The organism is Nonomuraea sp. NPDC001636, assembly GCF_040298265.1.
Classification (GTDB): Bacteria; Actinomycetota; Actinomycetes; order Streptosporangiales; family Streptosporangiaceae; genus Nonomuraea.
The window spans coordinates 49,394-74,560 of sequence record NZ_JBEOZT010000039.1 but is presented as its reverse complement, the minus strand read 5'-3'; the positions used below and the strand labels follow the sequence as shown (position 1 = coordinate 74,560).

General features: G+C 72.2%; 23 protein-coding genes. 18 read left to right on the top strand and 5 right to left on the bottom strand.

The window, feature by feature from the left end:
* Nucleotides 1-71: 71 nt before the first annotated feature.
* The 3 genes from ABT158_RS45680 to ABT158_RS45670 all read left to right on the top strand — a co-directional run bounded on the left by ABT158_RS45680 (nucleotide 72) and on the right by ABT158_RS45670 (nucleotide 6,095).
* Nucleotides 72-1,292 carry an NAD(P)/FAD-dependent oxidoreductase gene (locus tag ABT158_RS45680; RefSeq protein ID WP_352364771.1) on the top strand — a complete coding sequence of 407 codons (1,221 nt, stop codon included), beginning with the start codon at nucleotides 72-74 and terminating at the stop codon, nucleotides 1,290-1,292.
* The gene (locus ABT158_RS45675) at nucleotides 1,289-2,206 is read left to right on the top strand and encodes an RNA polymerase sigma-70 factor (protein ID WP_352364769.1); all 918 of its coding nucleotides are present in this window, start codon (nucleotides 1,289-1,291) and stop codon (nucleotides 2,204-2,206) included. The genes ABT158_RS45680 and ABT158_RS45675 overlap by 4 nt, the downstream gene beginning before the upstream one ends.
* 145 nt (nucleotides 2,207-2,351) lie before the next feature.
* Nucleotides 2,352-6,095, top strand: coding sequence for a S8 family serine peptidase (locus ABT158_RS45670; RefSeq protein ID WP_352364767.1), 3,744 nt, complete (start codon nucleotides 2,352-2,354; stop codon nucleotides 6,093-6,095).
* A 35-nt stretch (nucleotides 6,096-6,130) separates the two neighbouring features.
* Here the strand turns inward: ABT158_RS45670 and ABT158_RS45665 are convergent, their stop codons facing one another.
* From ABT158_RS45665 to ABT158_RS45655, 3 genes are read right to left on the bottom strand one after another with little or no spacing between them, the layout of a single operon-like run.
* Nucleotides 6,131-7,084, bottom strand: a complete 954-nt coding sequence (locus ABT158_RS45665; protein ID WP_352364765.1) for a helix-turn-helix domain-containing protein — start codon at nucleotides 7,082-7,084, stop codon at nucleotides 6,131-6,133.
* A 30-nt stretch (nucleotides 7,085-7,114) separates the two neighbouring features.
* Nucleotides 7,115-7,942: a hypothetical protein gene (locus ABT158_RS45660; RefSeq protein WP_352364763.1), complete on the bottom strand. Its 828-nt coding sequence runs from the start codon at nucleotides 7,940-7,942 to the stop codon at nucleotides 7,115-7,117.
* Nucleotides 7,943-7,974: 32 nt separating this feature from the next.
* Nucleotides 7,975-8,397: a hypothetical protein gene (locus ABT158_RS45655; RefSeq protein WP_352364762.1), complete on the bottom strand. Its 423-nt coding sequence runs from the start codon at nucleotides 8,395-8,397 to the stop codon at nucleotides 7,975-7,977.
* Between the two features lie 154 nt (nucleotides 8,398-8,551).
* Here ABT158_RS45655 and ABT158_RS45650 point away from each other — a divergent pair, with 154 nt between their 5' ends.
* The 15 genes from ABT158_RS45650 to ABT158_RS45580 all read left to right on the top strand — a co-directional run bounded on the left by ABT158_RS45650 (nucleotide 8,552) and on the right by ABT158_RS45580 (nucleotide 23,737).
* Entirely contained in the window at nucleotides 8,552-8,971 is a 420-nt protein-coding gene (locus ABT158_RS45650) for a VOC family protein (RefSeq protein ID WP_352364760.1), read from the top strand.
* 41 nt (nucleotides 8,972-9,012) lie between these two features.
* On the top strand, nucleotides 9,013-9,372 hold the full coding sequence (locus ABT158_RS45645; protein ID WP_352364758.1) for an MmcQ/YjbR family DNA-binding protein: 360 nt from the start codon (nucleotides 9,013-9,015) through the stop codon (nucleotides 9,370-9,372).
* Nucleotides 9,373-9,394: 22 nt separating this feature from the next.
* Nucleotides 9,395-9,889 carry a GNAT family N-acetyltransferase gene (locus ABT158_RS45640; protein ID WP_352364756.1) on the top strand — a complete coding sequence of 165 codons (495 nt, stop codon included), beginning with the start codon at nucleotides 9,395-9,397 and terminating at the stop codon, nucleotides 9,887-9,889.
* Between the two features lie 144 nt (nucleotides 9,890-10,033).
* Nucleotides 10,034-10,411, top strand: coding sequence for a hypothetical protein (locus tag ABT158_RS45635; RefSeq protein ID WP_352364754.1), 378 nt, complete (start codon nucleotides 10,034-10,036; stop codon nucleotides 10,409-10,411).
* An 18-nt stretch (nucleotides 10,412-10,429) separates the two neighbouring features.
* Nucleotides 10,430-11,338 carry a DMT family transporter gene (locus tag ABT158_RS45630; RefSeq protein ID WP_352364752.1) on the top strand — a complete coding sequence of 303 codons (909 nt, stop codon included), beginning with the start codon at nucleotides 10,430-10,432 and terminating at the stop codon, nucleotides 11,336-11,338.
* A complete protein-coding gene (locus ABT158_RS45625) occupies nucleotides 11,338-11,967 on the top strand; it encodes a GntR family transcriptional regulator (RefSeq protein WP_352364799.1) in 630 nt (209 codons plus the stop codon). The genes ABT158_RS45630 and ABT158_RS45625 overlap by 1 nt, the downstream gene beginning before the upstream one ends.
* A gap of 72 nt (nucleotides 11,968-12,039) precedes the next feature.
* The gene (locus ABT158_RS45620) at nucleotides 12,040-12,390 is read left to right on the top strand and encodes a hypothetical protein (protein ID WP_352364750.1); all 351 of its coding nucleotides are present in this window, start codon (nucleotides 12,040-12,042) and stop codon (nucleotides 12,388-12,390) included.
* Between the two features lie 270 nt (nucleotides 12,391-12,660).
* The gene (locus tag ABT158_RS45615; protein WP_352364748.1) at nucleotides 12,661-14,115 is read left to right on the top strand and encodes a sugar transferase; all 1,455 of its coding nucleotides are present in this window, start codon (nucleotides 12,661-12,663) and stop codon (nucleotides 14,113-14,115) included.
* A gap of 2 nt (nucleotides 14,116-14,117) precedes the next feature.
* On the top strand, nucleotides 14,118-15,185 hold the full coding sequence (locus ABT158_RS45610) for a glucose-1-phosphate thymidylyltransferase (RefSeq protein WP_352364746.1): 1,068 nt from the start codon (nucleotides 14,118-14,120) through the stop codon (nucleotides 15,183-15,185).
* Nucleotides 15,182-16,111, top strand: a complete 930-nt coding sequence (rfbB, locus tag ABT158_RS45605; protein WP_352364744.1) for a dTDP-glucose 4,6-dehydratase — start codon at nucleotides 15,182-15,184, stop codon at nucleotides 16,109-16,111. Before ABT158_RS45610 ends, rfbB begins: the two co-directional genes overlap by 4 nt.
* Before the next feature lie 13 nt (nucleotides 16,112-16,124).
* The gene (gene rfbD, locus ABT158_RS45600) at nucleotides 16,125-16,976 is read left to right on the top strand and encodes a dTDP-4-dehydrorhamnose reductase (RefSeq protein WP_352364742.1); all 852 of its coding nucleotides are present in this window, start codon (nucleotides 16,125-16,127) and stop codon (nucleotides 16,974-16,976) included.
* Between the two features lie 8 nt (nucleotides 16,977-16,984).
* Nucleotides 16,985-17,920: an endonuclease/exonuclease/phosphatase family protein gene (locus ABT158_RS45595; protein WP_352364740.1), complete on the top strand. Its 936-nt coding sequence runs from the start codon at nucleotides 16,985-16,987 to the stop codon at nucleotides 17,918-17,920.
* A gap of 52 nt (nucleotides 17,921-17,972) precedes the next feature.
* Nucleotides 17,973-18,743, top strand: coding sequence for a WecB/TagA/CpsF family glycosyltransferase (locus ABT158_RS45590; RefSeq protein ID WP_352364738.1), 771 nt, complete (start codon nucleotides 17,973-17,975; stop codon nucleotides 18,741-18,743).
* Nucleotides 18,740-19,855: a hypothetical protein gene (locus tag ABT158_RS45585; protein WP_352364736.1), complete on the top strand. Its 1,116-nt coding sequence runs from the start codon at nucleotides 18,740-18,742 to the stop codon at nucleotides 19,853-19,855. Before ABT158_RS45590 ends, ABT158_RS45585 begins: the two co-directional genes overlap by 4 nt.
* Nucleotides 19,856-19,924: 69 nt before the next feature.
* Nucleotides 19,925-23,737 carry a LamG-like jellyroll fold domain-containing protein gene (locus ABT158_RS45580; RefSeq protein ID WP_352364734.1) on the top strand — a complete coding sequence of 1,271 codons (3,813 nt, stop codon included), beginning with the start codon at nucleotides 19,925-19,927 and terminating at the stop codon, nucleotides 23,735-23,737.
* Here the strand turns inward: ABT158_RS45580 and ABT158_RS45575 are convergent.
* Nucleotides 23,734-24,564 (bottom strand): glycosyltransferase, encoded by an 831-nt coding sequence (locus ABT158_RS45575; RefSeq protein ID WP_352364732.1) that lies wholly within the window; start codon nucleotides 24,562-24,564, stop codon nucleotides 23,734-23,736. The genes ABT158_RS45580 and ABT158_RS45575 overlap by 4 nt on opposite strands.
* The gene (rfbC, locus tag ABT158_RS45570) at nucleotides 24,558-25,115 is read right to left on the bottom strand and encodes a dTDP-4-dehydrorhamnose 3,5-epimerase (RefSeq protein WP_352364730.1); all 558 of its coding nucleotides are present in this window, start codon (nucleotides 25,113-25,115) and stop codon (nucleotides 24,558-24,560) included. Before rfbC ends, ABT158_RS45575 begins: the two co-directional genes overlap by 7 nt.
* Nucleotides 25,116-25,167: the final 52 nt, after the last annotated feature.

Here is a 25,167-nt window from a genome sequence, read left to right as displayed (position 1 = left end):
GGTGGGCGTGTCACGGATGGGGTGGGGGCTTGCATCACGTGGTCAGACGCACCGCATGAAAGGGCACGGCGATGACCACACAGCGCGAGAACGGCAAGGCTCCGCACCACGTCCTGGTGCTGGGGGCGGGGTACGCGGGGATGGCGGCGGCGGTTCAGCTGGCGGCGCGGACCAAGGGGCGGGCGGACGTCCGGGTGACCCTGGTCAATCCGCAGGAGCGGTTCACCGAGCGGTTGCGGATGCACGTCGTGGCGAGCGGGCAGCAGGTCGCCGAGATGCGCATCCCGGAGCTGCTGGAGGGCACCGGGGCCCGGTTCGTGCGCGGCTGGGTGACCGCCGTGGACGTGCAGGCCAGGAGCGTGCGGATCGACGACGACCAGGTCCTGCACTACGACACCCTCGTGTACGGGCTGGGCAGCGTGGCCGACACGGTGACCGTGCCGGGGGTGGCGGAGCACGCGTACACGCTGGACAGCGTGCCGGACGCCGAGGCGCTGGCCGTCCGGCTGGCCTGGCTGAGGCGCCTGGGACGGGGCACGGTGGCCGTCTGCGGCAGCGGGCTGACCGGCGTCGAGTCGGCCGCCGAGATCGCCGAACGCCACCCCGAGCTGGACGTCGTGCTGCTCGGCAGACAGGAGCCCGGCGCGGCCATGGCGGCCGGGCCGAGGGAGTACGTCAGGAAGGCGCTGGCCCGGCTGGGCGTCCGGGTGCGCAGCGGCGTCGAGGTCACGAAGGTGCTGCCCGGGTCGGTCGAGGTGGTGTGCGGGCCGGACGCGCAGAGCGTCGCCGCCGACGTCGTGCTGTGGACGAGCGGCACGCGGGTCTCGCCGCTGGCGGCGGCCGCCGGGCTCACCGTGGACGACCGCGGCCGGATCGTCACCGACGCCTTCCTGCGCTCGGTGTCGCACCCGGACGTGTACGCCCTCGGCGACGCCGCCGCGATCCGCCAGGGTTACGGCGTCATGCACGGCACCTGCCAGAGCGGCATGCCGACCGGCGTGCACGCCGCGGTGTCGATCCTGCGCGCCCTGGACGGCCGGCGGCTCAAGCCGTTCCGCTTCGGCTACTACCACACCCCGGTGAGCCTCGGCCGCAACGACGGCGTCGTGCAGTTCACCCACCCCGACGACAGCCCGCGCAGGGTGTATCTCACCGGCCGCACGGCCGCACGGTATAAGGAGACGGTGACCGCAGCGCCCTGGCCGACGTACCTCCGCATGAAGAAGATGCCGGTCTCCGGCGCGCTCTGGCCGCGTGGCGGCCGGTTCACCCGGATCGGCGCCGGGCGATGAGCCGCGCGTACCCGGAGCAGGACCAGCAGGTCTTCGACGAGCATCGCAAGCTGCTGTTCTCGGTGGCCTACCGCGTGCTCGGCTCGGCGGCCGACGCCGAGGACGCGGTCCAGGACGCCTGGATCAGGTGGTCGGCCGACGACCGTTCGCAGGTGGCCGATCCGAAGGCGTACCTGGCGCGGATCGTGTCGAACGTGGCCCTGCAGCGGCTGCGGTCCACGCAGTACCAGCGCGAGACGTACGTGGGGCCGTGGTTGCCGGAGCCGATCCTGACCAGCGGCGACACCGCCGACGACGTCGCGGGCGCCGATTCGGTCTCGACGGCGATGCTGGTCGTCCTGGAGACGCTGAGCCCGCTCGAACGCGCGGTGTTCGTGCTCAAGGAGGTCTTCGGGTTCAGCCACGCCGAGATCGCGGAGGCGGTGGAGCGTTCCGAGGCGGCGGTGCGCCAGGTCGCGCATCGGGCGCGGGAGCACGTACAGGCCCGGCGGCCGCGCTTCACGGCGGACCGGACGCGGCAGCGGGACGTCACGCGGCGCTTCCTGGCCGCCGCGACCGGCGGCGACATCAACACGCTCATGGAACTGCTGTCCCCTGACGTCACCCTGTGGACCGACGGGGGCGGGAAGGTGCGCCAGGCGCTGCGTCCGGTCGTGGGCGCGAAGACGGTGGCCGCGTGGTTCGCCGCCATCGGCACGGTCTCCTACCAGGGCGTCGAGCCGGGCGACATGCGGGCCGAGCTCGCCGAGATCAACGGTGGCCCCGGTGTGGTGTTCAGCGGTCAGGGCCGGGTCGTCGCCACCGTGACCTTCGACTTCGACGCCGACGGGCACATCACCGCCGTCCACAACGTCGCCAACCCCGACAAGCTGGGCGCGATCGCGGCGGGGACCGCCCGCGACCTCACGCCTTGACAGCCGTTGCTGACCCGGGCGGTGGCGACGACCTGACATGTCGGTTGTCCGCCATGCCCTAGTCGTGGTGTGTACGTCCCTTTCTGGTGAAACTTTGTTCTGCCGGTTGCGCAACCCCCCAACCGGTAGAAAGAGAGCCACCGCCATGCCATTCAGTCGTAGAGCGGCGCTGCTCAGCGCCGCCCTCGCCGCCACGCTCGTCGCGGCCGGCACCGGAAGCGCCCACGGTGACGCGACGGCCCCCGCCGCCGGCGTCACCGGCGTCCCGGCGTCGTCGGTCACCACCGCGCGGGTCACCCTCATCACCGGGGACGAGGTCACCGTGGCCAGCCAGGCCGGCCGTCCCGTCTCGGTCACCGTCACCCCCGGCGAACGGTCGGCCGGCGACCTGCGCACCTACACGGTCGGTTCCGACGTGTACGTGCTGCCGACCGAGGCCGCGCCGCTGGTCGCCTCGGGCCAGGTGGACAAGCGGCTGTTCAACGTCACCCAGCTCATCGCCCAGGGGTACGACGACGCCCACAGCGAGTCGATCCCGACCATCGTCCGCTACTCCGGCAAGGGCCTGGCCAAGGCCGCTCCGCCCGGCGGCGGCCGGCTCACCCGGTCCCTGCCCGGCATCCGGGGAGCGGCCGTCGCCGCGGACAAGAAGCGCGGCGGCGCGTTCTGGGAGGCCGTGGACGACGACACCGCCAAGGCGGGGACGCCCAAGGCCCGGCTCTCCGGCGGCATCGAGAGGCTCTGGCTGGACGGCAAGGTCAAGACGCTGCTCGACAAGAGCGTGCCGCAGATCGGCGCCCCCGAGGCCTGGGCCGCCGGTTACGACGGGACCGGCGTCAAGGTCGCCGTCCTGGACACCGGGGTGGACGCCAAGCACCCCGACCTGGCCGACCGGATCGCCGAGAGCCGCAGCTTCGTCCCCGGCGAGACGGCGCAGGACGGCCACGGGCACGGCACGCACGTCGCCTCCACGATCGCGGGCAGCGGCGCGGGCTCGGGCGGCAAGTACAAGGGCGTGGCGCCCGGGGCCCGGCTGCTCGTGGGCAAGGTGCTGGCCGACGAGGGCGCCGGCATGGAGTCGTGGATCCTCGACGGGATGAACTGGGCGGCCCACTCGGGCGCGAAGGTCGTCTCGATGAGCCTGGGCGGCCAGGAGGGCGCCGACGGCACCGACCCGATGGCCGTGGCGGTCAACGAGCTGACCGCCGAGACGGGCGTGCTGTTCACCATCGCCGCCGGCAACAGCGGCCCGGGGGCGACCACGGTGGGCTCGCCCGGCGTGGCCGAGGCGGCGCTCACCGTCGGCGCGGTCGACTCGGCCGACGCGGTCACCGACTTCTCCAGCCGCGGTCCGCGCGGCGGCGACGGGGCGCTCAAGCCGGAGATCACCGCTCCCGGCTACAAGATCGTGGCCGCTCGCGCCGCGGGCACCTCGATGGGCACGCCCGTGGACGGCACGTACACCACGGCGAGCGGCACGTCGATGGCCACGCCGCACGTGGCCGGCGCCGCCGCCATCCTCGCGCAGCGGCACCCCGACTGGACCGCCGCGAGGCTGAAGAACCAGCTCGTCAGCACCGCGCGGACGACGGCCGGCACCCCCGTGCACAGCCAGGGCGCCGGCCGCGTGGACGTGAGCCGCGCCGTACGCCAGGCCGTCTCGGGCTCCGGCGTGATCGACTTCAGGCTCGCCGACTGGGACGCCGGAGAGCCGGCCACCAAGCAGATCGAGTACGTCAACGACGGCGACCAGCCCGTCACCCTGACGCTCGCCGCCAAGGGCGCGGGCGAGGACCTGCCGGCCGCGGCGCTGACCCTGGGCGCCCAGACGGTGACCGTGCCGGCGCACGGCACCGCGTCGGCGGCCGTCACCGTCGACACCTCGGCCGTGCCGGCGGGGGCGCACGGCGGGCACGTCACCGCGTCCACCGCCGACGGCCAGACGGTCGTGACCACGGCCGTCGGCTTCGTCCGGGACGTGGAGCGCTTCGACGTCACCCTCAAGGTGCTCGACCGGGACGGCAAGCCGACCACCGGCGCCGCCGTCGTGCACGACATCAACCTCGACAGGCTGGCCCTTCCGGACAGCTACCTGATCGGCGCGGACGGCACCGTCAAGGTCCGGCTGCCCCGGGGCGAGCACGCCTTCATGGCGGAGATCTTCCACTACGCCGCCGAGGGGAACCGGATCTGGGAGTACACCTACGGCGCCGAGCCGGGCGCGGTCATCGACTCCGACCGGACCATCACCTTCGACGGCGCCAAGGCCGGGCCGGTCACCATGGACACCCCGAAGCCGAACCAGGCGACCAGGGTCCGGCTCGGCCTGTCGGTCCAGAGCGCGGCCGGCACCAGCGCCTACGGCCTCGAACAGTGGATGAACGGCGAGACGAAGGTGTACTCCGTCCCGTCCCAGGGCACGAGCAGCCGCTTCGAGTCCCGGGTCGCCTGGTCGCTCACCGCGCCGGAGCTGAAGGCCCAGGTCCTCGGCGCCGGGGCCGAGCCGATCGAGCCGGCCTACTTCCGGGGCCGGGCCGGCTCCGCGCGCATCGACGGCGCCCAGGTCCTGCGGGCCGCGGACGCCGGGACCGGGCGTCCCGAGGACTACGCGGGGCAGCCGGTCCGGGGACGGCTCGCGCTGGTCGAGCGCAGCGCCGAGCTCACGCCGCAGCAGCAGGTCGACAACGCGGCCGCCGCGGGTGCGGGCGCGGTCATCATCTACAACGACAAGCCCGACAACTGGGGCGCCGACAACTGGAGCACGTCGCCGACCAAAATCCCGGCGATGACGCTCGCGGGCGAGCAGGGCGCCCGGCTGGCCGCGGCGGCGGCCAAGGGCAGGCTCCAGGTCCGGCTCTCGGGCACGGCGGTGAGCCCGTACGCCTACGAGCTGGTCAAGTACCGCAACGGCGGCGTCCCGGCGGACCAGCGGTACAAGGTGCGCGACGGCGAGCTGGCCACCGTGGAGTCGTCGTTCCACGCCTCCGCGCCGGCCACGGAGGCCGGGTACGCCCGGGCGCTGGTCTCGCCGATGCAGGGCACGGCCTACCAGGTCTTCACCCGGATGGTCATCCCGCGGCCCCTCACCGAGTACGTCACGGCCGACCTGCGGACCTTCGAGTCGATGCAGGTGGGCTCGGTCTGGGAGGGCGGCCAGGCGTGGCAGCAGACCGCGCCGTCCGTGCTCAAGGCCGGTCAGCGGGTGTCGCGCGACTGGAACAAGGCGGTGGTCCGGACGGCGCTGCCGGCCGCGGTGGACAAGTCGGCGGTCCGTGAGGGCGCGACCGGCGTGGTCTTCGCGGGCGGGCTGTTCGACACCGCGCCCGGCCAGACGTACCTGTTCCGCGCCTCCGCCGACAAGGAGCAGTCGACGGTCTACCGCGACGGCGTGCTGCTGGGCTCCGCGCCGTCGGCGGCCGTCGCCTTCCCGGTGGTGCCCGAACGCGCCCAGTACCGCGTGGTGACCGACGTGCAGCGGACCGCGCCCTTCTGGACGACCTCCACCAAGGTGCGCACCGACTGGACGTTCCACTCGCAGCAGGTGGCCGCCCAGGACCTGCTGCCGGTCCTGTCGATCGACTACGACCTCGACGTGGACGAGACCAACAGCGCCCACGCCAACGCCCCCACCCGCGTCGGCCTCGGCCTGCGCCACCCGAAGGGCCTGGCGGGGCCGCGCATCACCCGGGCCGCCCTGTGGACCTCGGCCGACGACGGCGCCACCTGGCAGCCGGTACGGCTCGCCGGTGCCGGTGAGCGGGCCTTCACCGGCACGATCAGGAACCCGGCCAAGCCCGGCGGGTTCGTGTCGCTGCGCGTGCAGGCCACCGACGCCGACGGCGGCACCGTCGAGCAGATCGTGACCCGCGCGTACCAGCTACGCCGATAGTTCCAGGTGAGGGGCGTCCCCGGCGGGGGCGCCCCTCACAGCGGGATCATGCCGGACCGGGCCGCGTACCAGGCCAGCTGCATGCGGCTGTCGGTCCCGGCCAGCTTCATCAGCCGCCGGATCCGGCGCTGGACGGTGCGCTCGCTGGTGCCGAGCCGGCTGGCGACCGTCTTGTCCGGCATCCCGGACAGCAGGTACGTCATCAGCGTGACATCGGTGTCGTCCCAGGCCGCGACCCCTTCGGTCACGCTCGTGGCGGTGAGCCGCAGCGGGGTCGCCGCCTGCCACACCCGCTCGAACAACTCCACCAGAAGATGGACCAGGGACTGCCCCCTGACCAGGAGGAAACCCGGTTCCACGCTCGTCTGGTCGGGCAGGACGGGCAGGAGCACGACCTCCCGGTCCACGATGATCATCTTGCTGGGCAGCTCGGCGGCGATCCTGATCTCGTAGCCGCCCTTCAGGAACCTGGCGATCTCGGCCGGGGCCCTGGGGTCGTCCAGCGCGGCGCGTTCGTAGACGTAGCGGTAGGTGGCCAGGGCGTTGGTGGAGTCGTCGAGGTTGACGTCGAGCACGTACGGGGGCCGGAAGAAGGCCAGCACCTCGCGCCGGGCGCCGCGTTCCAGGTTGCCGAGCCAGGTGGCGAGCTGTTCCGGCGTGGTGAGCGCCTCGATCTCGCCCGCGGGCGAGGCCGCGCCCGTGCGGTACACCTCCACCAGCTCGGCCAGCCTGCCCTGCACCTGCTGCAACGCGGCCTGGCGCTCGGCGATCAGCGTGCCGAGGCCCACGTCGGGGGGCACGGGCATGTACAACCCGGTGTTGTCGCGGTTGGCCAGGCCGAGCGCGACGAGCCGCGTCACGGCCGCCGTCACGGCCGTCACCGGCAGGTCCAGCGCCTCGCCCACGTCGGGGATCGTCACCCGGCGGCGGCGCAGGAGCTCCAGGTAGACGACCTCCTCCTCGTCGCTGAACCCGAGCCTATCCAGCATCTTTCATCACTTTCCGACCGCCTTGCGGCATCACGGTCGCTCGTACGCGGGCGCGGCCAGCTCCCAGAGGCCGACGGGCCGCAGGGCGCATGCGGCGGCGAGCAGCTGCTCCTCACGCACGGTCCCGCTGGAGAGCCGCACCAGGGTGTTCTCGTAGGCGGTGAACACGGTCCTGCTGTGGTCGTCCCTCAGGATCCACAGGTCCGGCGCCGCCTCCACGCAGGTCGTGTCCTCCTGGAGATCCACTGCGTCGTCACAGGCCTGCTCCGGGGACATGGTCTCCGGCAGGACCTCGACCAGGACGGTGGCGGTGGCGCGTTCGTACCGCAGGGAGAGCTCCGGGCCGACGACCTTCACCTCGGCCAGCCGGAAACCCGGCAGGTCGGGCACGACGTTCGGGGTGTCCCGGGCCGCCATGCCCTGCGCCTGGGCGGCGAGCGCGATCACGTCCTGGTTCGACCAGGCCGCCAGGAACAGGGACGCGGCCACGCCGACCGCCGAGACGCGCAGCGGCGTGGCGAGCGGCAGGGCGAGGCCCGCTCCCACGGCGTAGCCGCACGCCCCGGCGGCCATGGTGATCAGGCCGACCCGCCAGGAACCGAGGCCGACGAGGACGGAGAAGGGCGCGGTCATGGTCAGGCCGACGTACAGCGCGATGAGCGCGAACTGCCCCACCAACGCCACGAGCCACCAGTTCCGCAACATGGCGTACCAGGACAGCAACATCCCGGCCGGAAGGGTCGCGAACAACATCAGCAGCAGGTTGCCCGCGGCGTCGTCAGGGCCGTGGAAGGCGATGACGGCCTGTGCCAGGCCCACGACGGCCCCCACGAGGGCCGCCCGGATCAACGCGTTCATGCCCGATCATGGACGATCTTCGCCCATTCCTGTCAAGAGGCGGCATCCGTCCGCTTTCGCTGCGAGAACCAGCGCCAGGACGGCGGCAGCAGCAGCAGGACGATGACGGGCAGCGGCCCGAGGGCGTTCGCGACGAGCAGCCGTACCGGGTCGAGGCCGCCGGAGTCCGTCAGCCGCAGCACCGCGTACTCGGCGACGACGAGCGCCTCCACGCCGACGACTGCCCGGTGCACCCACGTCGCGCGGGTGCCGAAGCGGCTCATCAGCCAGCCGGTCAGCCCGAGGATCGCCGCCTCCCACGCGACCAGCAGGAGCGGGCCGAGCGCGAGGATGGACAACGCCGCGGCGCCCAGGAAGGCCAGCCCCACCATGCCGAACGCCACCTGGAGCGTCATGACGAACCTGGCGGCCCGGACGACGAAGGGCATCGGCTCGGTCCGCACGGTCGCCGTCATGGGACAAATGATGACGGATCGGCCCCCGCCGCGACAGGGAAAGCCCGCGTGAATCCCGTCTTTCGATCAGGGGACGATCGTCCGTCCCGGGGGCCCTCAATTGGACAGCGGCATGCGCGCAACGGATATTGGACGGGAATGGAGGATCTATTACATGGATGCGCGTCTGGACCATCTCGTTCTCTGGGTCTCCGACCAGCTTGCCGCCCTGCGTTTCTACGAGCAGGTGGTGGGCCTGCCGGCGGTCCGGGGGGAGGAGTTCCGCGAGGGCGAAGCGGGGTTCCCGAGCGTACGGATCGCCGAGGGGACGATCATCGACCTGATGGCGCACGACGTGTCGAAGGGCGTGGAGGAGGGCACGGGGGTGACGGGCAGCGCCGGGCACCAGATCAACCACTTCTGCCTGTCGGTGAGCAGGGAGGATTTCGAGGCGCTCAAGGTGCGGCTGAAGGACCACGGGGTCGAGGTCACCGGCACCGGCTCCAACTCCTTCGGCGCCCAGGGCATCGCCCCCGAGACCATCTTCTTCCCCGACCCGGACCGCAACGTGATCGAGGTCCGCTACTACCGCTGAGCCGGCGGGAGTTGTCGGTCGGGTTTGGTAGACAGGGCGGCATGGGTGTGAGCGTCGACGAGTTCCTCGATCTGGTGCGCGGGCTGCCGGAGGTGACCGAGCATCCCGGCCCGGAGTGGGTCGGCTTCAAGGTCCACGGCAAGGGCTTCGGCTACCTGTGGGAGAAGACCGAGACCGTCGGGGTCAAGGCCACGATCGAGGAGCAGCTCGCGCTGGTGGCCGAGCGGCCCGAGGTGTTCGAGGTGCAGTTCACCGCCGGGCGCTTCGGGTGGGTCGTCGTCCACCTCGACAAGATCGACATCGACGAGCTGTTCGAGCTGATGGCCGAGGCGTGGTGCCTCACCGCGCCCCGGCCGCTGGTCAGCGCGTTCGAGGCGGAGCACCAGATCGCGCCGTCATGAGCCGGCGGTAGTCTCGGGCAGCGTGACCCCCGTCGACATCCGGCTCCGCGAGTGGCGCGAGGACGACGCCCCGGCCGTGCTGCGCGCGTTCCGTACGCCCGATCTGCGCCGCCAGTCGTCCTTCCCCGTCGTCACGCTCAAGGACGCGGTGGGCTGGATCACGTCCTGGACGGGCGTCGGGCACGCGTTCGCGGTGACCGTCGAGGGCGGCGCGGTGGTCGGCAACGTGGCCGTGGCCGGGATCGACGCCCACGACAACGGGTGGGTGTCCTACTGGGTCCTGCCCGCGCACCGGGGGCTCGGGATCGCGACGGCGGCCACCGAGCAGCTGGCCCGGTGGGCGTTCGCCGAGCGCGGGCTCTTCCGCCTGGAGCTGGGGCACCGCACGGACAACCCGGCGTCGTGCCGGGTGGCGACCAAGGCGGGGTTCCGGGCGGAGGGCATCGAGCGCGGCAAGCTGCGCCACGAGGGCGTGCGCCTCGACGTCGAACGCCACGCCCGCCTCGCCACCGACTGACCCGCCCGGCCCGCTCCCGCCGTGGAGGGCCTGAGGGCGAGGCTCGCATCAGGGAGGGCTTGGTGGCCAGCTGATCCCACTGCGGAGGGCCGGGTGATCGGGTGCGCTGGTCACGTGGTGTCGGGGTGAACTACCCTTTTTCGGGTGGACAGCGAGAGCCGGGCCGCGGCCGGGCTGCTGGCGGCCCTGAGCAGGGCGGCCGAGATCCTCGCCGGCTTACGCCACCCCTTCGTGCGCAGCCGTCCCTTCTCCTGCTTCGTCCCGCCCTCGGGGGTGCGCACCGGCGCCGACTTCGTCCTTCCCGACGGCCGCGAGGTGCGCTTCGAGGTGTCCCTCACCGTCTCCGGCGACGCCTTCCACGTGGCGGGCGGGATCACCGCGGAGGGCGAGCCGCTGCTGGAGCTGCCGAGCCGAAGCCTGCCGGACGTGCACGACGCGCTCGCCGTCCTGGACGACTACGCGGCCGACGTCGCCGCCCCCGCTGACCGCATGCTGGACGGCCTGCTGGACGAAATTGTCTAATTGTCTGACAATGGAGGCATGAAGAACGGACCTCTCGCCGTCGTGGGCGCCTCCGCGCTCTGGGGCACCGCGGGCACCGCGGGGTTGCTGGTCTCGGCCGACTCGGTCGCCCTGGCCGCGGCCCGGCTGGTCATCGGCGGCGCCGCGCTCGGCCTGCTCGCGCGGGCCGGCGTCCGGCGGGCGTTCCGGCCGGCGCTGGTGCCGGCGGCCCTGGCGGTGGCGGCGTACCAGCTGTGCTTCTTCGCGGCGGTCGGCCGCACGGGCGTGGCCATCGGCACGGTGGTCGCGATCGGCAGCGGGCCCGTGTTCACGGGCCTGCTGTCCTGGCTGCTGCACGGACGGCGGCCGAGCGGGCGGTGGGCGCTGGCGACCACCGCGGCGGTCTGCGGGTGCGCGGCGCTGATCGGCGGCGGCGGCGCGCAGGCGGGCGGGCAGATGGTGTCGGGCGTGCTGTTCGCGCTGCTCGGCGGCCTGCTCTACGCCTTCTACGCGGTCTCCGCGGCCAGGGCCATCGAGCAGGGGGCCGAGTCGGACGCCGTGATGGGCGTGCTGTTCGGCGGCGCCGCCCTGGTCATGCTGCCGGTGCTGCTGGTCAACGGCGTCGGCTGGCTGGGGGAGCCGCGCGGGCTGCTCGCCGTGCTCTACCTGGGCCTCGGCACCACCGCGCTGTCCTACATCCTGTACGGGCGCGGCCTGCGCAGCACGCCGGTCGCCACGGCCTCGACGCTGGCGCTGGCCGAGCCGGCCGTCGCCGCGCTGCTGGGCCTGCTGGTGCTGGGCGAGCGGCTGGCCCCGCTGTCGATCGCCGGGCTGGTGATGCTGGTGCTCGGGCTGGTGGCGGTGGCCGTGCCGGAACGCGGCAGAGGTCAGGCCAGAGGTCAGGGCAGGGAGCAGGGCAGGGAAACGGCACTAGCATCACAGCCGTGATGTTGCCCCTCAAACCCGTCTCCACGGTCGGCGCGCTCGCCGACGCCCTGCGCACCCGCGTGCTCTCCGGCGAGATCGCGCCGGGCACGCCGCTGCCCGAGCAGGAGATCGCCGCGTCGTACGGCGTGGCCAGGCCGACCGTGCGGGAGGCGCTGGCCGGCCTGGTGCACGAGGGACTACTCAGGCGGGAGCGCAACCGCAGCGCTTATGTCCCCGAGGTGACGATCTCGGACCTCCAGGACCTCATGTACGTGCGGCGTCCCCTGGAGGACCTGATGGCCCAGGCCGTGGCCGGCCGCCGGGTGCCCGACGCCGAGGCCGCGCTGCTCAGGTGGGCGGAGCTGCCGGCCGACGCGCCCTGGTCGGCGACCGTCGCCGAGCACATGGCCCTGCACGAGGCGCTGATCGAGGCGGCCGGCAGCCGGCGGCTCGTACGTCTCTACGCCACGCTCGCCGCCGAGACCAGGCTCGGCATGGTCCGCCTGCGCCAGGTCTACCGCGACCGGGACGTCCTGATCCGGGAGCACCGCGAGCTGCTCGACGCCATCGCGGCGGGCCCGGTGGAGGCGGCTCGGGCGGCCGTCGCGGCGCATCTCAGCCACAACTGGGGCAGTCCCGAGCTGTTCTGAACGGGTGGGTCATGTGCGTCATTGACCGCGAACCCTTGCGGGACGGCCCCGGAACTCGCAAGAATCGCGGCCATGCACGGCAACCCGATGCCGGACTCCTACGTATATGTCACCGAAGAGGGCGTCACCCGCCACTACGCCGACGGCAGCGTCGAAGCCCTCGCGTGGGAGGACGTGGTGGAGGTCCGTGTCGCCACCGAATCCGGGGAAGACGTCCTCTACATCCTGCTCGATCGGGACGGCGAAGGCTGCGTGGTGCCGCGTTCCGCGACTGATGCCACCTTTGTCGCCCGGCTACGCTACTTGCCCGATTTCGATCTCGACCGGCTGAACCTGGCCGCCGATTCCGCGCGTGACGGAGTTGTGGTCGTGTGGCGCAGCCCTGATCCGCCGTCCGCATTGCCGGACCTGGAGTACGACTAGCGGCTCCGCCAGCCGGTCACCTGGCGAAATGTCGCCGTAAACCGCACATTTTCCCGCTCTGACGCTGCACTTTTGGATCGTTCCGTCAACCCCCGAAACCCCTAGATCGACGTCCGATTGTGGACATTTCCCGTTATTCCCCAGGTTGGAATCGATCTTTACTCTTTAGTGGGGGCCGCCGCCCTTGATATCGCATGGGTCATTGTCAACCTATGTGGCACAAGGAACGTCCTGTTATCGCGGTGAAAGCAGTTATCACAGGGTGGTGCTATGAGGGTGGGGACTGGGGAGTCCACTGCTGTGCTCCTCGAGGCCGCGCCACGCCTGGAGTCCAACATCTGGACCCGGGCGTATCTGCGGCTCCTGTTAGGCGGGGACACGGCGTGCGCGCTGCTCGCGTGCGCCTGCGTGCTGGGCGTACGCCTGGCCTCCGGCGTGTACGTGCCGATCGCCGAGTACGTGCTCGGGCTCGGCCTGCTCGTCGTCTGGCCGGTCGCGCTCATGATGGCGGGCGCGTACCGTCAGCGCGCCAACGGCGAGGGCACCGAGGAGTTCAAGGCCGTCTTCACCGGCGGCATCGGGCTGATGGCCACCACGGCCATCCTGGCCTACGCCACGCAGACGGCCATCGCGCGCAGCTTCGTCATGGCGATGCTGCCGCTGGTGCTGCTGGCCACGCTCTACTTCCGCTACCGCATGCGCAAGCGGCTCCATCGCAGGCGGGCCATCGGCGAGTACATGCGGCAGGTGATCGCGGTCGGGCACCGGGAGTCGATCCTCGACCTCGTCGTGCAGTTCCGCCGCCAGCCGCACCACGGCATGCAGGTGGTGGGCGCCTGCCTGCCGCACGACACGCTCGACGTCGACCTCGACGGCATCCCCGTCATGGGCTCCTTCGGCGACGTCGCCGAGGTCGTGGCCCATTCGCGGGCCGACGCGGTGGCCGTCCTGGCCTGTCCCGAGCTGGACGGCGCGGCGCTGCGCCGGCTGGCCTGGAGCCTGGAGACCGCGCGTACCGACCTGTTCGTCGCGCCCGCGCTCATGGACGTCGCCGGCCCGCGCATCAGCATCAGGCCGGTGGCCGGGATGCCGCTGCTGCACGTCGAGCACCCGGAGTTCGACGGCACCCGGCAGCTCGTGAAGGCGGCCTTCGACCGGCTGGTGGCCGGCGCGGCCCTGCTGGTGCTCGCGCTGCCGCTGCTGACGCTCGCCCTGGTGATCAGGCTCACCAGCCGGGGGCCCGCACTGTTCCACCAGACCAGGGTGGGCAGGGGCGGCAGAGAGTTCCGGGTGGTCAAGTTCCGCACGATGGTGGTCGACGCCGAACGCCTCAAGCACCAGCTGCTCGCGGCGAACGAGTTCGACGGCGTGCTGTTCAAGATAAGGAACGATCCAAGGATCACCCGCGTCGGCGCGTTCCTGCGCCGCTACTCGCTGGACGAGCTGCCGCAGCTGCTCAACGTCATCCGTGGTGAGATGTCCCTCGTCGGCCCCCGGCCGCCGCTGCCGGAGGAGGTCGCCAGGTACGGCGCCGACGTGCGCCGCCGTCTGGTGGTCAAGCCGGGCATGACCGGCCTCTGGCAGGTCAGCGGGCGCTCCGACCTGACGTGGGAGGAATCCGTCCGGCTCGACCTGCGCTACGTGGAGAACTGGTCACTCCTGCTCGACCTGCAGATCCTGTGGAAGACCTGGTCCGTCGTCACCCGTGGAGAAGGGGCTTACTAGCAGTGAAGGCACTCGTGCTCGCCGGAGGGTCGGGCACACGGCTCCGGCCCATCACGCACACCTCGGCCAAGCAGCTGGTCCCCGTCGCCAACAAGCCGGTCCTGTTCTACGGGCTGGAGGCCATCGCGGCGGCCGGGATCCGGGAGCTCGGCCTGGTGGTCGGGGACACGCAGGCGGAGATCGAGACGGCCGTGGGGGACGGCTCGGCGTTCGGGCTGCAGGTCACCTACCTCCGCCAGGAGGCGCCGCTCGGGCTGGCCCACGGCGTGCTGATCGCCCGCGAGTTCCTGGGCGACGAGGACTTCGTCATGTACCTGGGCGACAACTTCGTCGTCGGCGGCATCAACGACCTGGTGGACCGGTTCGCCAGGGAACGGCCCGCCGCGCAGATCATGCTGACCAGGGTCGGCGATCCCGGCCAGTTCGGGGTCGCCGAGCTGGACGCGAAGGGCCGCGTGGTCGGCCTGGAGGAGAAGCCGGCCCGGCCCAAGAGCGACCTGGCGCTGGTCGGCGTGTACCTGTTCAGCCCGGTGATCCACGCCGCCGTCGCCGAGCTCAAGCCGTCGTGGCGGGGGGAGCTGGAGATCACCGACGCCATCCAGTGGCTGATCGAGGCCGGGCTGCGCGTGGAGTCGTCGGTGATCTCGGGATACTGGAAGGACACCGGCAACGTCACCGACATGCTGGAGGTCAACCGGCTGGTCCTGGAGTCGGTCGAGCCCGGCGTGCGCGGGCGGGTCGACGAGGCCAGCGAGCTGATCGGCCGGGTCGTGGTCGAGCCGGACGCGGTGGTCGAGCGCTCCCGCGTGGTCGGCCCGGCGATCATCGGCCGGGGGGCGCGCGTCCAGGACAGCTACGTCGGACCGTTCACCTCGGTCGGCGCGTCGTGCGTGGTCACCGGCAGCGAGATCGAATACTCGATCCTGCTGCCCCGGGCGTCCATCGACGGCGTCGGCCGGATCGAGGCGTCACTGATCGGCCATGACGTCGAGGTCACCCGAGCGCCCAACACGCCCAGAGCCCACCGTCTCGTGCTGGGCGATCACAGCAAGGTACAGATCACTACATGACAAGAATTCTGGTGACCGGCGGCGCGGGATTCATCGGCTCCCACTTCGTCCGGGGGCTGCACGACGCGTACGTCACGGTCCTCGACAAGCTCACCTACGCGGGGAACCGGGCCAACCTCGAAGGGGTGCGGCACGAGTTCGTGCACGGCGACATCTGCGACGCCGAGCTGCTGCGCGAGGTCGTCCCCGGGCACGACCTGGTGGTGAACTTCGCCGCCGAGTCCCACGTCGACCGGTCGATCGAGGGCGCCGCCGCCGAGTTCATGCGGACCAACGTGCTCGGCACCCAGACGCTGTTGCAGGCGTGCCTGGAGGCGGGCACGCCCAAGGTCGTCCAGGTCTCGACGGACGAGGTCTACGGGTCGATCGACATCGGCTCCTGGGACGAGTCCGCGCCGGTGCGCCCGCGTTCGCCGTACGCGGCCAGCAAGGCGGGCGGCGACCTGATCGCCCGCTCGTACGCGATCACCTACGGCCTGAACGTGTCGATCACCCGCTGCGGCAACAACTACGGCCCCCGGCAGTACCCGGAGAAGCTGATCCCGCTGTTCGTCACGAACCTGCTGCGCGGCCGCCCGGTCCCGCTGTACGGCGACGGCGGGAACGTGCGCGACTGGATCCACGCCGAGGACCACTGCGCCGGCATCCGCCTGGTCGCCGAGAAGGGCGAACCCGGCGAGATCTACCACATCGCCGGCACCGCCGAGCTGACGAACAAGGAGCTGACCGCCCGCCTGCTCGAAGCCTGCGGCCGCGACTGGGACTCGGTGCGCCACGTCGAGGACCGCAAGGGCCACGACCGCAGGTACTCCCTGGACGACAGCAAGCTGCGCAAGCTCGGCTACCGCCCGGAGATCCCGTTCGACCAGGGGCTGAAGGACACCATCCGCTGGTACGCCGAGCACCGCGACTGGTGGCCCGCGTGACCGGGCGCCTGCCATGAGGTGGCTGGTCACGGGCGGCGGCGGGATGCTGGCCGCCGACGTCCTGGAGCGGGCCGCGCTGACCGGCGAGCCCGTGCTCGCGCTCGCCCGGTCCGAGCTCGACCTGTGCGACCGGCGCGCGGTGCGCGACTTCGTCGCCGCCTACCGGCCGGGCGTGGTGGTCAACTGCGCCGCCTGGACCGCCGTGGACGACGCCGAGACCCACGAGGACGAGGCGCTGGAGATCAACGGGCACGCGGTGGGCTGGCTGGCCGAGAGCTGCGCGCGGGCCGGGGCGCGGCTCGTGCACGTCTCCACCGATTACGTCTTCGACGGCACCGCGCCGGGCCCGTACCCGGAGGACGCGCCGACCGCGCCGGTGAACGCGTACGGCAGGACCAAGCTCGCCGGCGAGCGGGCGGCGCTGGAGCACGGGCACCACGTGGTGCGCAGCGCCTGGCTGTACGGCGCGGCCGGCCCCAACTTCGTGCGGACCATGATCAGGCTGGCGGCCGAGCGCGACACCGTGGACGTGGTCGACGACCAGCACGGCCAGCCGACGTGGACCGCCGACCTGGCCGACTACCTGGTCCGGCTGGCGCGCTCCGAGCTGCCGCCGGGCGTCTACCACGGCACCAGCTCCGGGGAGACGACATGGTGCGGCCTGGCCAAGGAGATCTTCACGCTGCTCGGCCTGGACCCGGACCGGGTGCGCCCGGTGAGCTCGGCGGGCTTCCCCCGGCCGGCCCGGCGTCCGGCCAACAGCGTGCTCGCGCACACGAAGGGAGAGCCGATCCGGCACTGGCACGAGGCGCTGCGCGCGGCCTGGCCGGTGCTGACGCGCGGGCGCCGGTGCGGCGTCGGGTAGGCGGCGCGGTGCTGTGGCTCATGGTGGCGGGCCTCGCGGGATGGGCGGGGCTGCGGCTGCTCGGGTGGGAGCCGAAGTTCCTGTGGTCGCAGCTCGTGTCGTTCACGCCGTACGCGGCGGCGCTGTCAGTGGTGCCGCTGGCGTTCGCGCTCTACCTGCGCGCCGGGGCGCTGATCGCCGCCGCGCTCGCCGTGACGTGCGCGTTCGCGGTGGCCGTCGTGCCGCGCGCGCTGCCCGAGGGCAACCCCCCGGCCGCCGGGCCGGTGCTGCGGGTGCTGGCGGTCAACCTGCTGCACTCCTCCGTGCTGCCGCCGGTGCTGGTGGAGACGGTCGAGCGCGAGCGGCCCGACGTGCTGCACCTGCTGGAGTTCACCGGCCTGATGCGGGAGCGGGTGGAGGAGCTGGGGCTGACGCGGCTGCTGCCGTACCGGATCGTGCTGCCGGGGGAGGACTCGTCGGGGGCGGCGATCTACTCGCGGTACCCGTTGCGGGCCGCGGACTCGCCGATCGCGGCGCCGCCCTTCGAGGAGAGCCCGCGCCACCTGCCCGCCGTCGTCACGCTGCCGGGCGGGCGGGAGGTGGAGATCGTCGCCGTGCACGCGTGCGCGCCCTCGGAGGGCTGGCGCACGGCCTGCTGGGCGTCGAGCATCCGGGCGCTGCCGCCCGCCGGCGGCCGCCTGCGCATCCTGGCCGGGGACTTCAACTCCACGCTCGACCACGCGGTGCTGCGCGACCTGATCGCCACCGGCTACCGGGACGCCGCCGACGTCACCGGAAAGGGGCTCTCCATGACCTGGCCCTACTACGAGCAGCCGCGGCTGTTCCCGAAAGTGGCCATCGACCACGTGCTGGCCGACCGGCGGATCGCGGTCCGGAGCTTCCAGACCCTGCGGGTGCCGCGGACCGACCACCGGGCCACGCTCACCGAGCTGGTCCTTCCTTGATGTGACGTTTCCGGAGCTGAGACCGATATGTCATGGACACCCAGGGGGACGGATGACGAGGTTGCCGGAGCGGAAGACGGTGTTCGGCACCGTGCTGGACGCCCTCACCATGAACCAGGTGATCGCCCGCTGCGTGGCGGCCGTCGCGGAGGGCGGCCGGCTGACCATCGGCGTGGTGAACGCCGCCAAGGTCGTCAACATGCGCACGGACGCCGCCCTGCGCCAGTCGGTGCTGGACAGCGACCTCGTGCTGGCCGACGGGCAGGCGGTGGTCTGGGCGGCGCGGGCGCTCGGTCACCGGATCCCCGAGCGGGTGGCGGGCATCGACCTGTTCACCGAGCTGATGGCCGAGGGCGGCCGGCGCGGCTACCGGGCCTACTTCCTCGGCGCGACCGGTGAGGTGCTGGCCGGCGTGCTGGACGAGGTGCGCGCCCGCTACCCGGGCCTGGCCGTCGCCGGGGCCCGCGACGGCTACTTCGCGCCGGAGGAGTCGGCCGAGGTCGCCGCCGAGATCGCCGCCTCGCGGGCCGACCTGCTGTTCCTGGGCATCACCTCGCCGAAGAAGGAGATCTTCATCCGCGAGTGGGGCGAGCGCACCGGGGCGCGGATCATCCACGGCGTCGGCGGCTCGTTCGATGTGCTGGCCGGGCGTACCCGCAGGGCGCCGGTGCGCTGGCAGCGATCAGGGCTGGAGTGGCTCTACCGCATGCTCCAGGAGCCGCTGCGGCTCGGGCCGCGCTACGTGCGCACCAACGGCAGTTTCCTGCTCCTGGTGGTCAGGGAGTGGGCCGGTGTCAGACGCAGGATCGAGGAGACGACGTGACGGATCACCGGATCGCTCTGCTGAGCTCCGGCCACCAGGACTTCGTGCGGGGCATGCTGGACCTGTCGGTGCGCGGCCTGCCCCCCGGCTACGGCGACGGCGGCTTCGTCTTCACCCGCCGGGGCCGGCGACAGGCCGACGGCACGTGGACGGCCGTGCCCGAGGGGCGCAGCATCCGCTACTCCGCGATCGTCGCGCTCGGCGTGGCCACCCTGGAGGAGTCCCGGCAGCGGGCGGCGCTGGCCGGCGACGACGTCCTCGACCTGGTGGGGAACCTGGTCAAGCGGCTGCCCGAGGTGCGCGGCGCCGGCGACGCGGCGCTGATCTGCTGGGCGGCGGCCGAGACCGGGCACGCCGACCTCGACCTGGCCCTGAGCCGCCTGGCCGAGCTGGACGCGGGCGGGCAGATCCACACCGTCGAGGCGGCGTGGGTGCTGGCCGCCCTGGTCGCGGCCGGGGTGCGCGACGGCCGGGCCGAACGCGCCCGCGAGCGGCTGCTCGGCGGGCTGACCGGCAACCGGCTCTACCCGCACGCGCTCGGCCGGGGCGCGCTGGTGCCGCGCTACCGCGCCCACGTGGGGTGCTTCGCCGACCAGGTCTACCCGCTCCAGGCGCTGGCCCGGCTGCACGCCGCCACCGGGGACGCCGAGGCGCTGAAGGCCGCCGAGCAGGTGGCCGCGGGCATCTGCCGGGCGCAGGGGCCGGAGGGGGAGTGGTGGTGGCACTACGACGCCCGTACCGGCTCGGTGGTGGAGGGGTATCCGGTGTACAGCGTGCACCAGCTCTCCATGGGGCCGATGGCGCTGCTGGACCTGGCCGACGCGGGCGGTACGGCGTACGTGGCGGAGATCTCCAAGGGGCTCGACTGGATGATCGAGCGGCCCTCGTTCGTGCTCGACGACCTGGCGCTGACCTGGCGGAAGGAGGCCAGGGCCGATCCGCGCAAGCTGGTGCGCGGGCTGCGGGCGATGGCGACGGGCGTGCACAAGGAGCTGCGGCTCGGCGTCCTGGACCGGGTCTACCCGCCGGTCGCGGTGGACCGGGAGTGCCGGCCGTACGAGCTGGGGTGGTTGCTGTACGCGTGGCTGGCCAGATGCGGACAAAGCGCGTGACTTAGCCCTGAATCGGTGCGATAGATCGATCCAGGGCTCGGGGGATTTTTCCGTTTCAAGGGGGTTCCCGTGTTACGGCGGCTTCGCCATGCGCTTTTTTCCGTCCTGCTGGTCACGACCGGGCTGGCGATCGTCGCGCCGCCGCCCGCGCAGGCACTGCCGGGCAGCTTCCAGAGACAGGTGGTCTTCAGCGGGCTGACCAATCCGACCAACATCGAGTTCGCCTCGGACGGCCGGGTGTTCGTCGCCGAGAAGAGCGGCCTGATCAAGGTGTTCGACTCCCTCGCCGACACCACGCCGGCGATCTACGCCGACCTGCGCACGCAGGTGCACAACTTCTGGGACCGCGGCCTCCTCGGCCTGGCCCTGCACCCGGACTTCCCGGCCGACCCACGCATCTACGTGCTGTACTCCTACGACGCGGTGCCCGGCGGCAGCGCGCCGCGCTGGGGCGCCGCGGGCGTGAGCGCCGACCCGTGCCCGACCCCGCCCGGCGCGACGGGGGACGGCTGCCTGATCACCGGGCGGCTGTCCGTGCTGGCGCCCTCGGGCGGCTCGGTCGCCGAGACCCCGCTGATCACCGACTGGTGCCAGCAGCACCCCAGCCACTCCGTTGGCGACCTGGCGTTCGGCCCCGACGGCATGCTCTACGCCAGCGGCGGCGACGGCGCCAGCTTCAACTTCGCCGACTATGGCCAGGACAACCTGACCAGCTCCGACGTCACCCCGGACAACCCCTGCGGCGACCCGCCCTCGCCCGTCGGCACCGCGCTCAGCCCGCCGGCCGCCGAGGGCGGCGCGCTGCGCTCGCAGGACCTGCGCACCGGCGGCGACCCGGCGGGCCTGAACGGCAGCATCATCAGGATCGACCCGGACACCGGCGCCGCCGCCCCCGGCAACCCGAACGCGGGGAGCAGCGACCCCAACGCGGCCCGGATCATCGCCTACGGCCAGCGCAACCCGTTCCGCATCACCGTACGGCCCGGCACGAACGAGATCTGGGCGGGCGAGGTCGGCTGGAACACCTACGAGGAGATCAACCGGATCGCCTCGCCCACCGGCCCGGTCAGCAACTTCGGCTGGCCCTGCTACGAGGGCCCGGCCCGGCAGGGCGGCTACGACAACCTGAACCTGACGCTCTGCGAGAACCTGTACGCGGCCGGCCCGGCGGCGGTGACGCAGCCGTACTTCGCCTGGAACCACGCGTCCAAGCCCGCGCCGAACGACCCGTGCCCGTCAGGCGGCTCGTCCTCCAGCGGCGTCGCGTTCTACGAGGGCGGCTCCTACCCGGACGCCTACGACGGCGCGCTGTTCTTCTCCGACTTCAGCAGGTCGTGCGTCTGGGTCATGACCAAGGGCGCGAACGGCCTGCCCGACCCGGCCACGGTGACCACGTTCGACTCCGGGATGCCCGCCGTGGAGGTGCAGACCGGCCCCGGCGGCGACCTGTTCGCGGTCGACTACACCAACGGGCAGATCATCCGATACCTGTACAACAACACCCCGCCGACCGCCGTCATCGGCGCCAGCGCGACCTCGGGCAACGCGCCGCTCACGGTCAACTTCACCTCCGCCGGATCCACCGACGCCGACGGCGACCCGCTCACCTTCCGCTGGGACCTGGACGGCGACGGCGACCACGACGACTCCACCTCGGCCACGCCCTCCTACACCTACGCGCAACCGGGCTCCTACGTGGTCAAGCTGCGGACCGACGACGGGCGAGGCGGCCAGGGGAACGCGACCGTCACGATCAACGTGAACAACACGGCCCCCACGGCGACGATCAACTCCCCGTCGCCCTCGCTGACGTGGGCCGTCGGTGACACGATCACGTTCTCCGGCACCGGCACCGACGCCCAGGACGGCACGATCCCCGGCTCGCGGATGCAGTGGAAGCTGATCATGCATCACTGTCCCAGCACCTGCCACGAGCACGAGATCACCACCTTCACCGGCACCGGCGGCTCCTTCGCGCCGCCGGACCACGAGTACCCCTCGCACCTGGAGCTCAGGCTGACCGTGACCGACGCGCACGGCCTGACCGACACCAAGAGCGTGCTCCTCCAGCCGAAGACGGTGAACCTGACCTTCCAGACCGTGCCCGCCGGGCTGCAACTGGGCTTCAACAGCGAGCAGACCGTCGCCCCCTTCACCAGGACGGTGATCGTCGGCTCGCACAACTCGGTCTCCGCGCCCTCGCCGCAGAGCTCCGGCGGCTCCAGCTACACGCTCACCTCCTGGTCCGACGGCGGCGCGGCCACCCACAACGTCACGGCGCCGGCCACCGCGACGACCTACACCGCGACGTACCAGCAGTCCCAGGTGCCGGACGGGCTGGTGGCGGCGTACGGGATGGACGCGGGCGCCGGGACGGCGGTCGCCGACGCCTCGGGCAAGGGCAACAACGGCACGGCCGCGAACACGACGTGGTCCCTGACCGGCAAGTACGGCCAGGCGTTGTCGTTCGACGGCACGTCGAGCTGGGTGACGGTGGCCGATTCCAGTTCGTTGCGTCTGACGAACGGGATGACGTTGGAGGCGTGGGTGCGTCCGTCGAGTGTGACGGGGTGGCGGACGGTGGTGATGAAGGAGTTCGGGGCGGATCTGGCGTACGCGGTCATGGGGAGCGGCGGCAGCGGCCCGGCGGCGTTCGTCTACACCTCCTCGGGAGCGAACGCTCCGGCGGCGAACAACCTGCCGTTGAACACCTGGAGTCATGTGGCGGCGACCTATGACGGTTCGATGTTGCGGATGTTCGTCAACGGCACGCAGGTGGCGACCAATCCGACGGTCGGCAACCTGCGCGCCGGGACCAGCCCCCTGCGGATCGGCGGGAACAGCGGCTCCGGCGACTACTTCAGCGGTCTGATCGACGAGGTGCGGATCTACAACAAGGCGCTCACCACCGCCCAGATCGCCACCGACATGAACACGCCCGTCGGGCAGCAGGGACCGCCCGACACCCAGCCGCCCACCGCGCCCGGCTCGCTGGCCGCGACCGGGGGCCAGGGCAGCGCCCAGCTCACCTGGACGGCCTCGACCGACAACGTGGCCGTCACCGGGTACACCGTCCACCGGTCGGTGACCGCCGGGTTCACGCCGTCCGGGGCCAACCAGGTGGGCTCGACCGCGAGCACGTCGTTCACGGACTCGGGGGTCGCGGCGGGCACGTACTACTACCGGGTCGTGGCCTTCGACGGCTCCGGCAACACCGGCCCGTCGTCCGGCGAGGCGTCGGCGGTGGTGACCCAGCCGCCCACGGTCAGCGGGCTGGTGGCGGCGTACGGCATGAACGCGGGCACCGGGACGGCGGTCGCGGACGCCTCCGGCAACGGCAACAACGGCACCGCCGCCGCGACCACCTGGGCGGCCGGCAAGTACGGCCAGGCGTTGTCGTTCGACGGCACGTCGAGCTGGGTGACGGTGGCCGACTCCAGCTCTCTTCGCCTGACGAACGGGATGACGTTGGAGGCGTGGGTGCGTCCGTCGAGTGTGACGGGGTGGCGGACGGTGGTGATGAAGGAGTTCGGGGCGGATCTGGCGTACGCGGTCATGGGGAGCGGCGGCAGTGGCCCGGCGGCGTTCGTCTACACCTCCTCCGGCGCGAACGCTCCGGCGGCGGCCAATCTGCCGTTGAACACCTGGAGTCATGTGGCGGCGACCTATGACGGTTCGACGTTGCGGATGTTCGTCAACGGCACGCAGGTGGCGACCAATCCGACGGTCGGCAACCTGCGCGCCGGGACGAGTCCGCTGCGGATCGGCGGGAACAGCGGTTCCGGCGACTACTTCAGCGGCCTGATCGACGAGGTGCGGATCTACAACAAGGCGCTCACCGCCGCCCAGATCACCACCGACATGAACACGCCGGTCAGCTAGTTCCGGCTGCTCTCGTCGCGCAGCCAGGTGGTGTAGTCGCCCGCGCGGATCGCGCGGGCGGCCCGCCGCCTGGCCAGCACGGCCATCGCGGCGAAGACCACCGCCGCGCCCGCCAGGCGCGGCTCCTTCGCCACGATGGCCGCCAGGTCGCGCGGGCCGGTGCGCTCGCCCGCGCCGGCCGAGGTGCGCTCCAGCTCGGTGACGCTGGTCATGGCGCGGACCCGGCGGCGCAGCAGGTCGGCGACCGTGCGCGGCGGATGGATCACCGCGCGGGCGGTGCCGACGATCACGCGTTCGTCGGGCGTGAACGCCAGCGAGGCGGTCAGGTCGTCGGCCATCACCGGCGGCAGCGCGCGCAGCCGCTCGTTGCCCGCGCCGTTCACCGCGATCACGCCCCGGGCGAACAGCCCGGCGCGGACGTGCGGCAGCCGCGTCCAGATCGCGTAGTAGGCGCGCACCGGCCACGGGCGGTCGGCCAGCGTCAGGTCCCGCTCCGGAGCGGCGGCGAGCGGCCCGTCCGGCGCGGCCAGCACGGCCGCCAGCGCGCGCGCCGAGGCCGTGCTGAGCTCGACGTCGGCGTCGACGTACAGGCGGGGGTAGCCGCGGGCGGCCGCGTCGCCCATGCGCAGCGCCGCGCTCTTGGACGGGACGGGCGTGGTCAGCACCCGGACGTCGTACGGCCGGGCCACCTCCGCCGTGCCGTCGGTGCAGCCGTTGGCGACGACCACCACGTCGAACTCGCCGGGCGCCGCCTCGCCGAGCAGGCCGTCCAGCAGCCGGCCGAGCACCTTGGCCTCGTTGTGGGCCGGGATCACGACGCTCACCACGACGGGAGGATCCCCGCGTCGCGGGCCTGCTTGAGCGTGGGGGCGGCGGCGTCCTTCGCCGACAGGACCGGCTCCACGTCGATCGGCCACTCGATGGCGAGATCGGGGTCGAGGGGGTGGATGCCGTGCTCGTGGGCCGGGTCGTACGGGGAGGAGCAGAGGTAGACGACCGTGGCCGACTCGCTGAGGGCCATGAAGCCATGGCCTAACCCCTCGGTCAGGAAGATGCCCTGGCGCGAGACGTCGTCCAGCCGCACCGCCTCCCACCGCCCGTACGTCGGCGAGCCCACGCGGACGTCCACCACGACGTCCAGGGCCTCGCCCGCCACGCACATGACGTATTTGGCCTGGCCGGGCGGCACGTCGGCGAAGTGGATGCCGCGCAGCACGCCCCGGCTGGAGACCGAGCAGTTGACCTGGGCCAGCTCGATCGAGCGCCCTGTCGCCTCCCGCAGGTCGGCGGCGCGGAAGCTCTCCAGGAAAACCCCCCGGGGATCGCTGAGGATGCGGGGGGTGTAGAGCAATGCTCCATCGATGCTCAGGCGTTTCATGAAGACACTTGTAACACTCATTGCCGCTCACCCGAAGTATGGCTGTGGGTTT

Coding starts and splice junctions, on each gene's coding strand:
- ABT158_RS45630 (WP_352364752.1), top strand. CDS start 10,430: ATGAAGAACGGACCTCTCGCCGTCGTGGGCGCCTCCGCGCTCTGGGGC.
- ABT158_RS45590 (WP_352364738.1), top strand. CDS start 17,973: ATGACGAGGTTGCCGGAGCGGAAGACGGTGTTCGGCACCGTGCTGGAC.
- ABT158_RS45660 (WP_352364763.1), bottom strand. CDS start 7,942: ATGAACGCGTTGATCCGGGCGGCCCTCGTGGGGGCCGTCGTGGGCCTG.
- ABT158_RS45650 (WP_352364760.1), top strand. CDS start 8,552: ATGGATGCGCGTCTGGACCATCTCGTTCTCTGGGTCTCCGACCAGCTT.
- ABT158_RS45645 (WP_352364758.1), top strand. CDS start 9,013: ATGGGTGTGAGCGTCGACGAGTTCCTCGATCTGGTGCGCGGGCTGCCG.
- rfbD (WP_352364742.1), top strand. CDS start 16,125: ATGAGGTGGCTGGTCACGGGCGGCGGCGGGATGCTGGCCGCCGACGTC.
- rfbC (WP_352364730.1), bottom strand. CDS start 25,115: ATGAAACGCCTGAGCATCGATGGAGCATTGCTCTACACCCCCCGCATC.
- ABT158_RS45680 (WP_352364771.1), top strand. CDS start 72: ATGACCACACAGCGCGAGAACGGCAAGGCTCCGCACCACGTCCTGGTG.
- ABT158_RS45625 (WP_352364799.1), top strand. CDS start 11,338: ATGTTGCCCCTCAAACCCGTCTCCACGGTCGGCGCGCTCGCCGACGCC.
- ABT158_RS45675 (WP_352364769.1), top strand. CDS start 1,289: ATGAGCCGCGCGTACCCGGAGCAGGACCAGCAGGTCTTCGACGAGCAT.
- ABT158_RS45670 (WP_352364767.1), top strand. CDS start 2,352: ATGCCATTCAGTCGTAGAGCGGCGCTGCTCAGCGCCGCCCTCGCCGCC.
- ABT158_RS45665 (WP_352364765.1), bottom strand. CDS start 7,084: ATGCTGGATAGGCTCGGGTTCAGCGACGAGGAGGAGGTCGTCTACCTG.
- ABT158_RS45620 (WP_352364750.1), top strand. CDS start 12,040: ATGCACGGCAACCCGATGCCGGACTCCTACGTATATGTCACCGAAGAG.
- ABT158_RS45615 (WP_352364748.1), top strand. CDS start 12,661: ATGAGGGTGGGGACTGGGGAGTCCACTGCTGTGCTCCTCGAGGCCGCG.
- rfbB (WP_352364744.1), top strand. CDS start 15,182: ATGACAAGAATTCTGGTGACCGGCGGCGCGGGATTCATCGGCTCCCAC.
- ABT158_RS45655 (WP_352364762.1), bottom strand. CDS start 8,397: ATGACGGCGACCGTGCGGACCGAGCCGATGCCCTTCGTCGTCCGGGCC.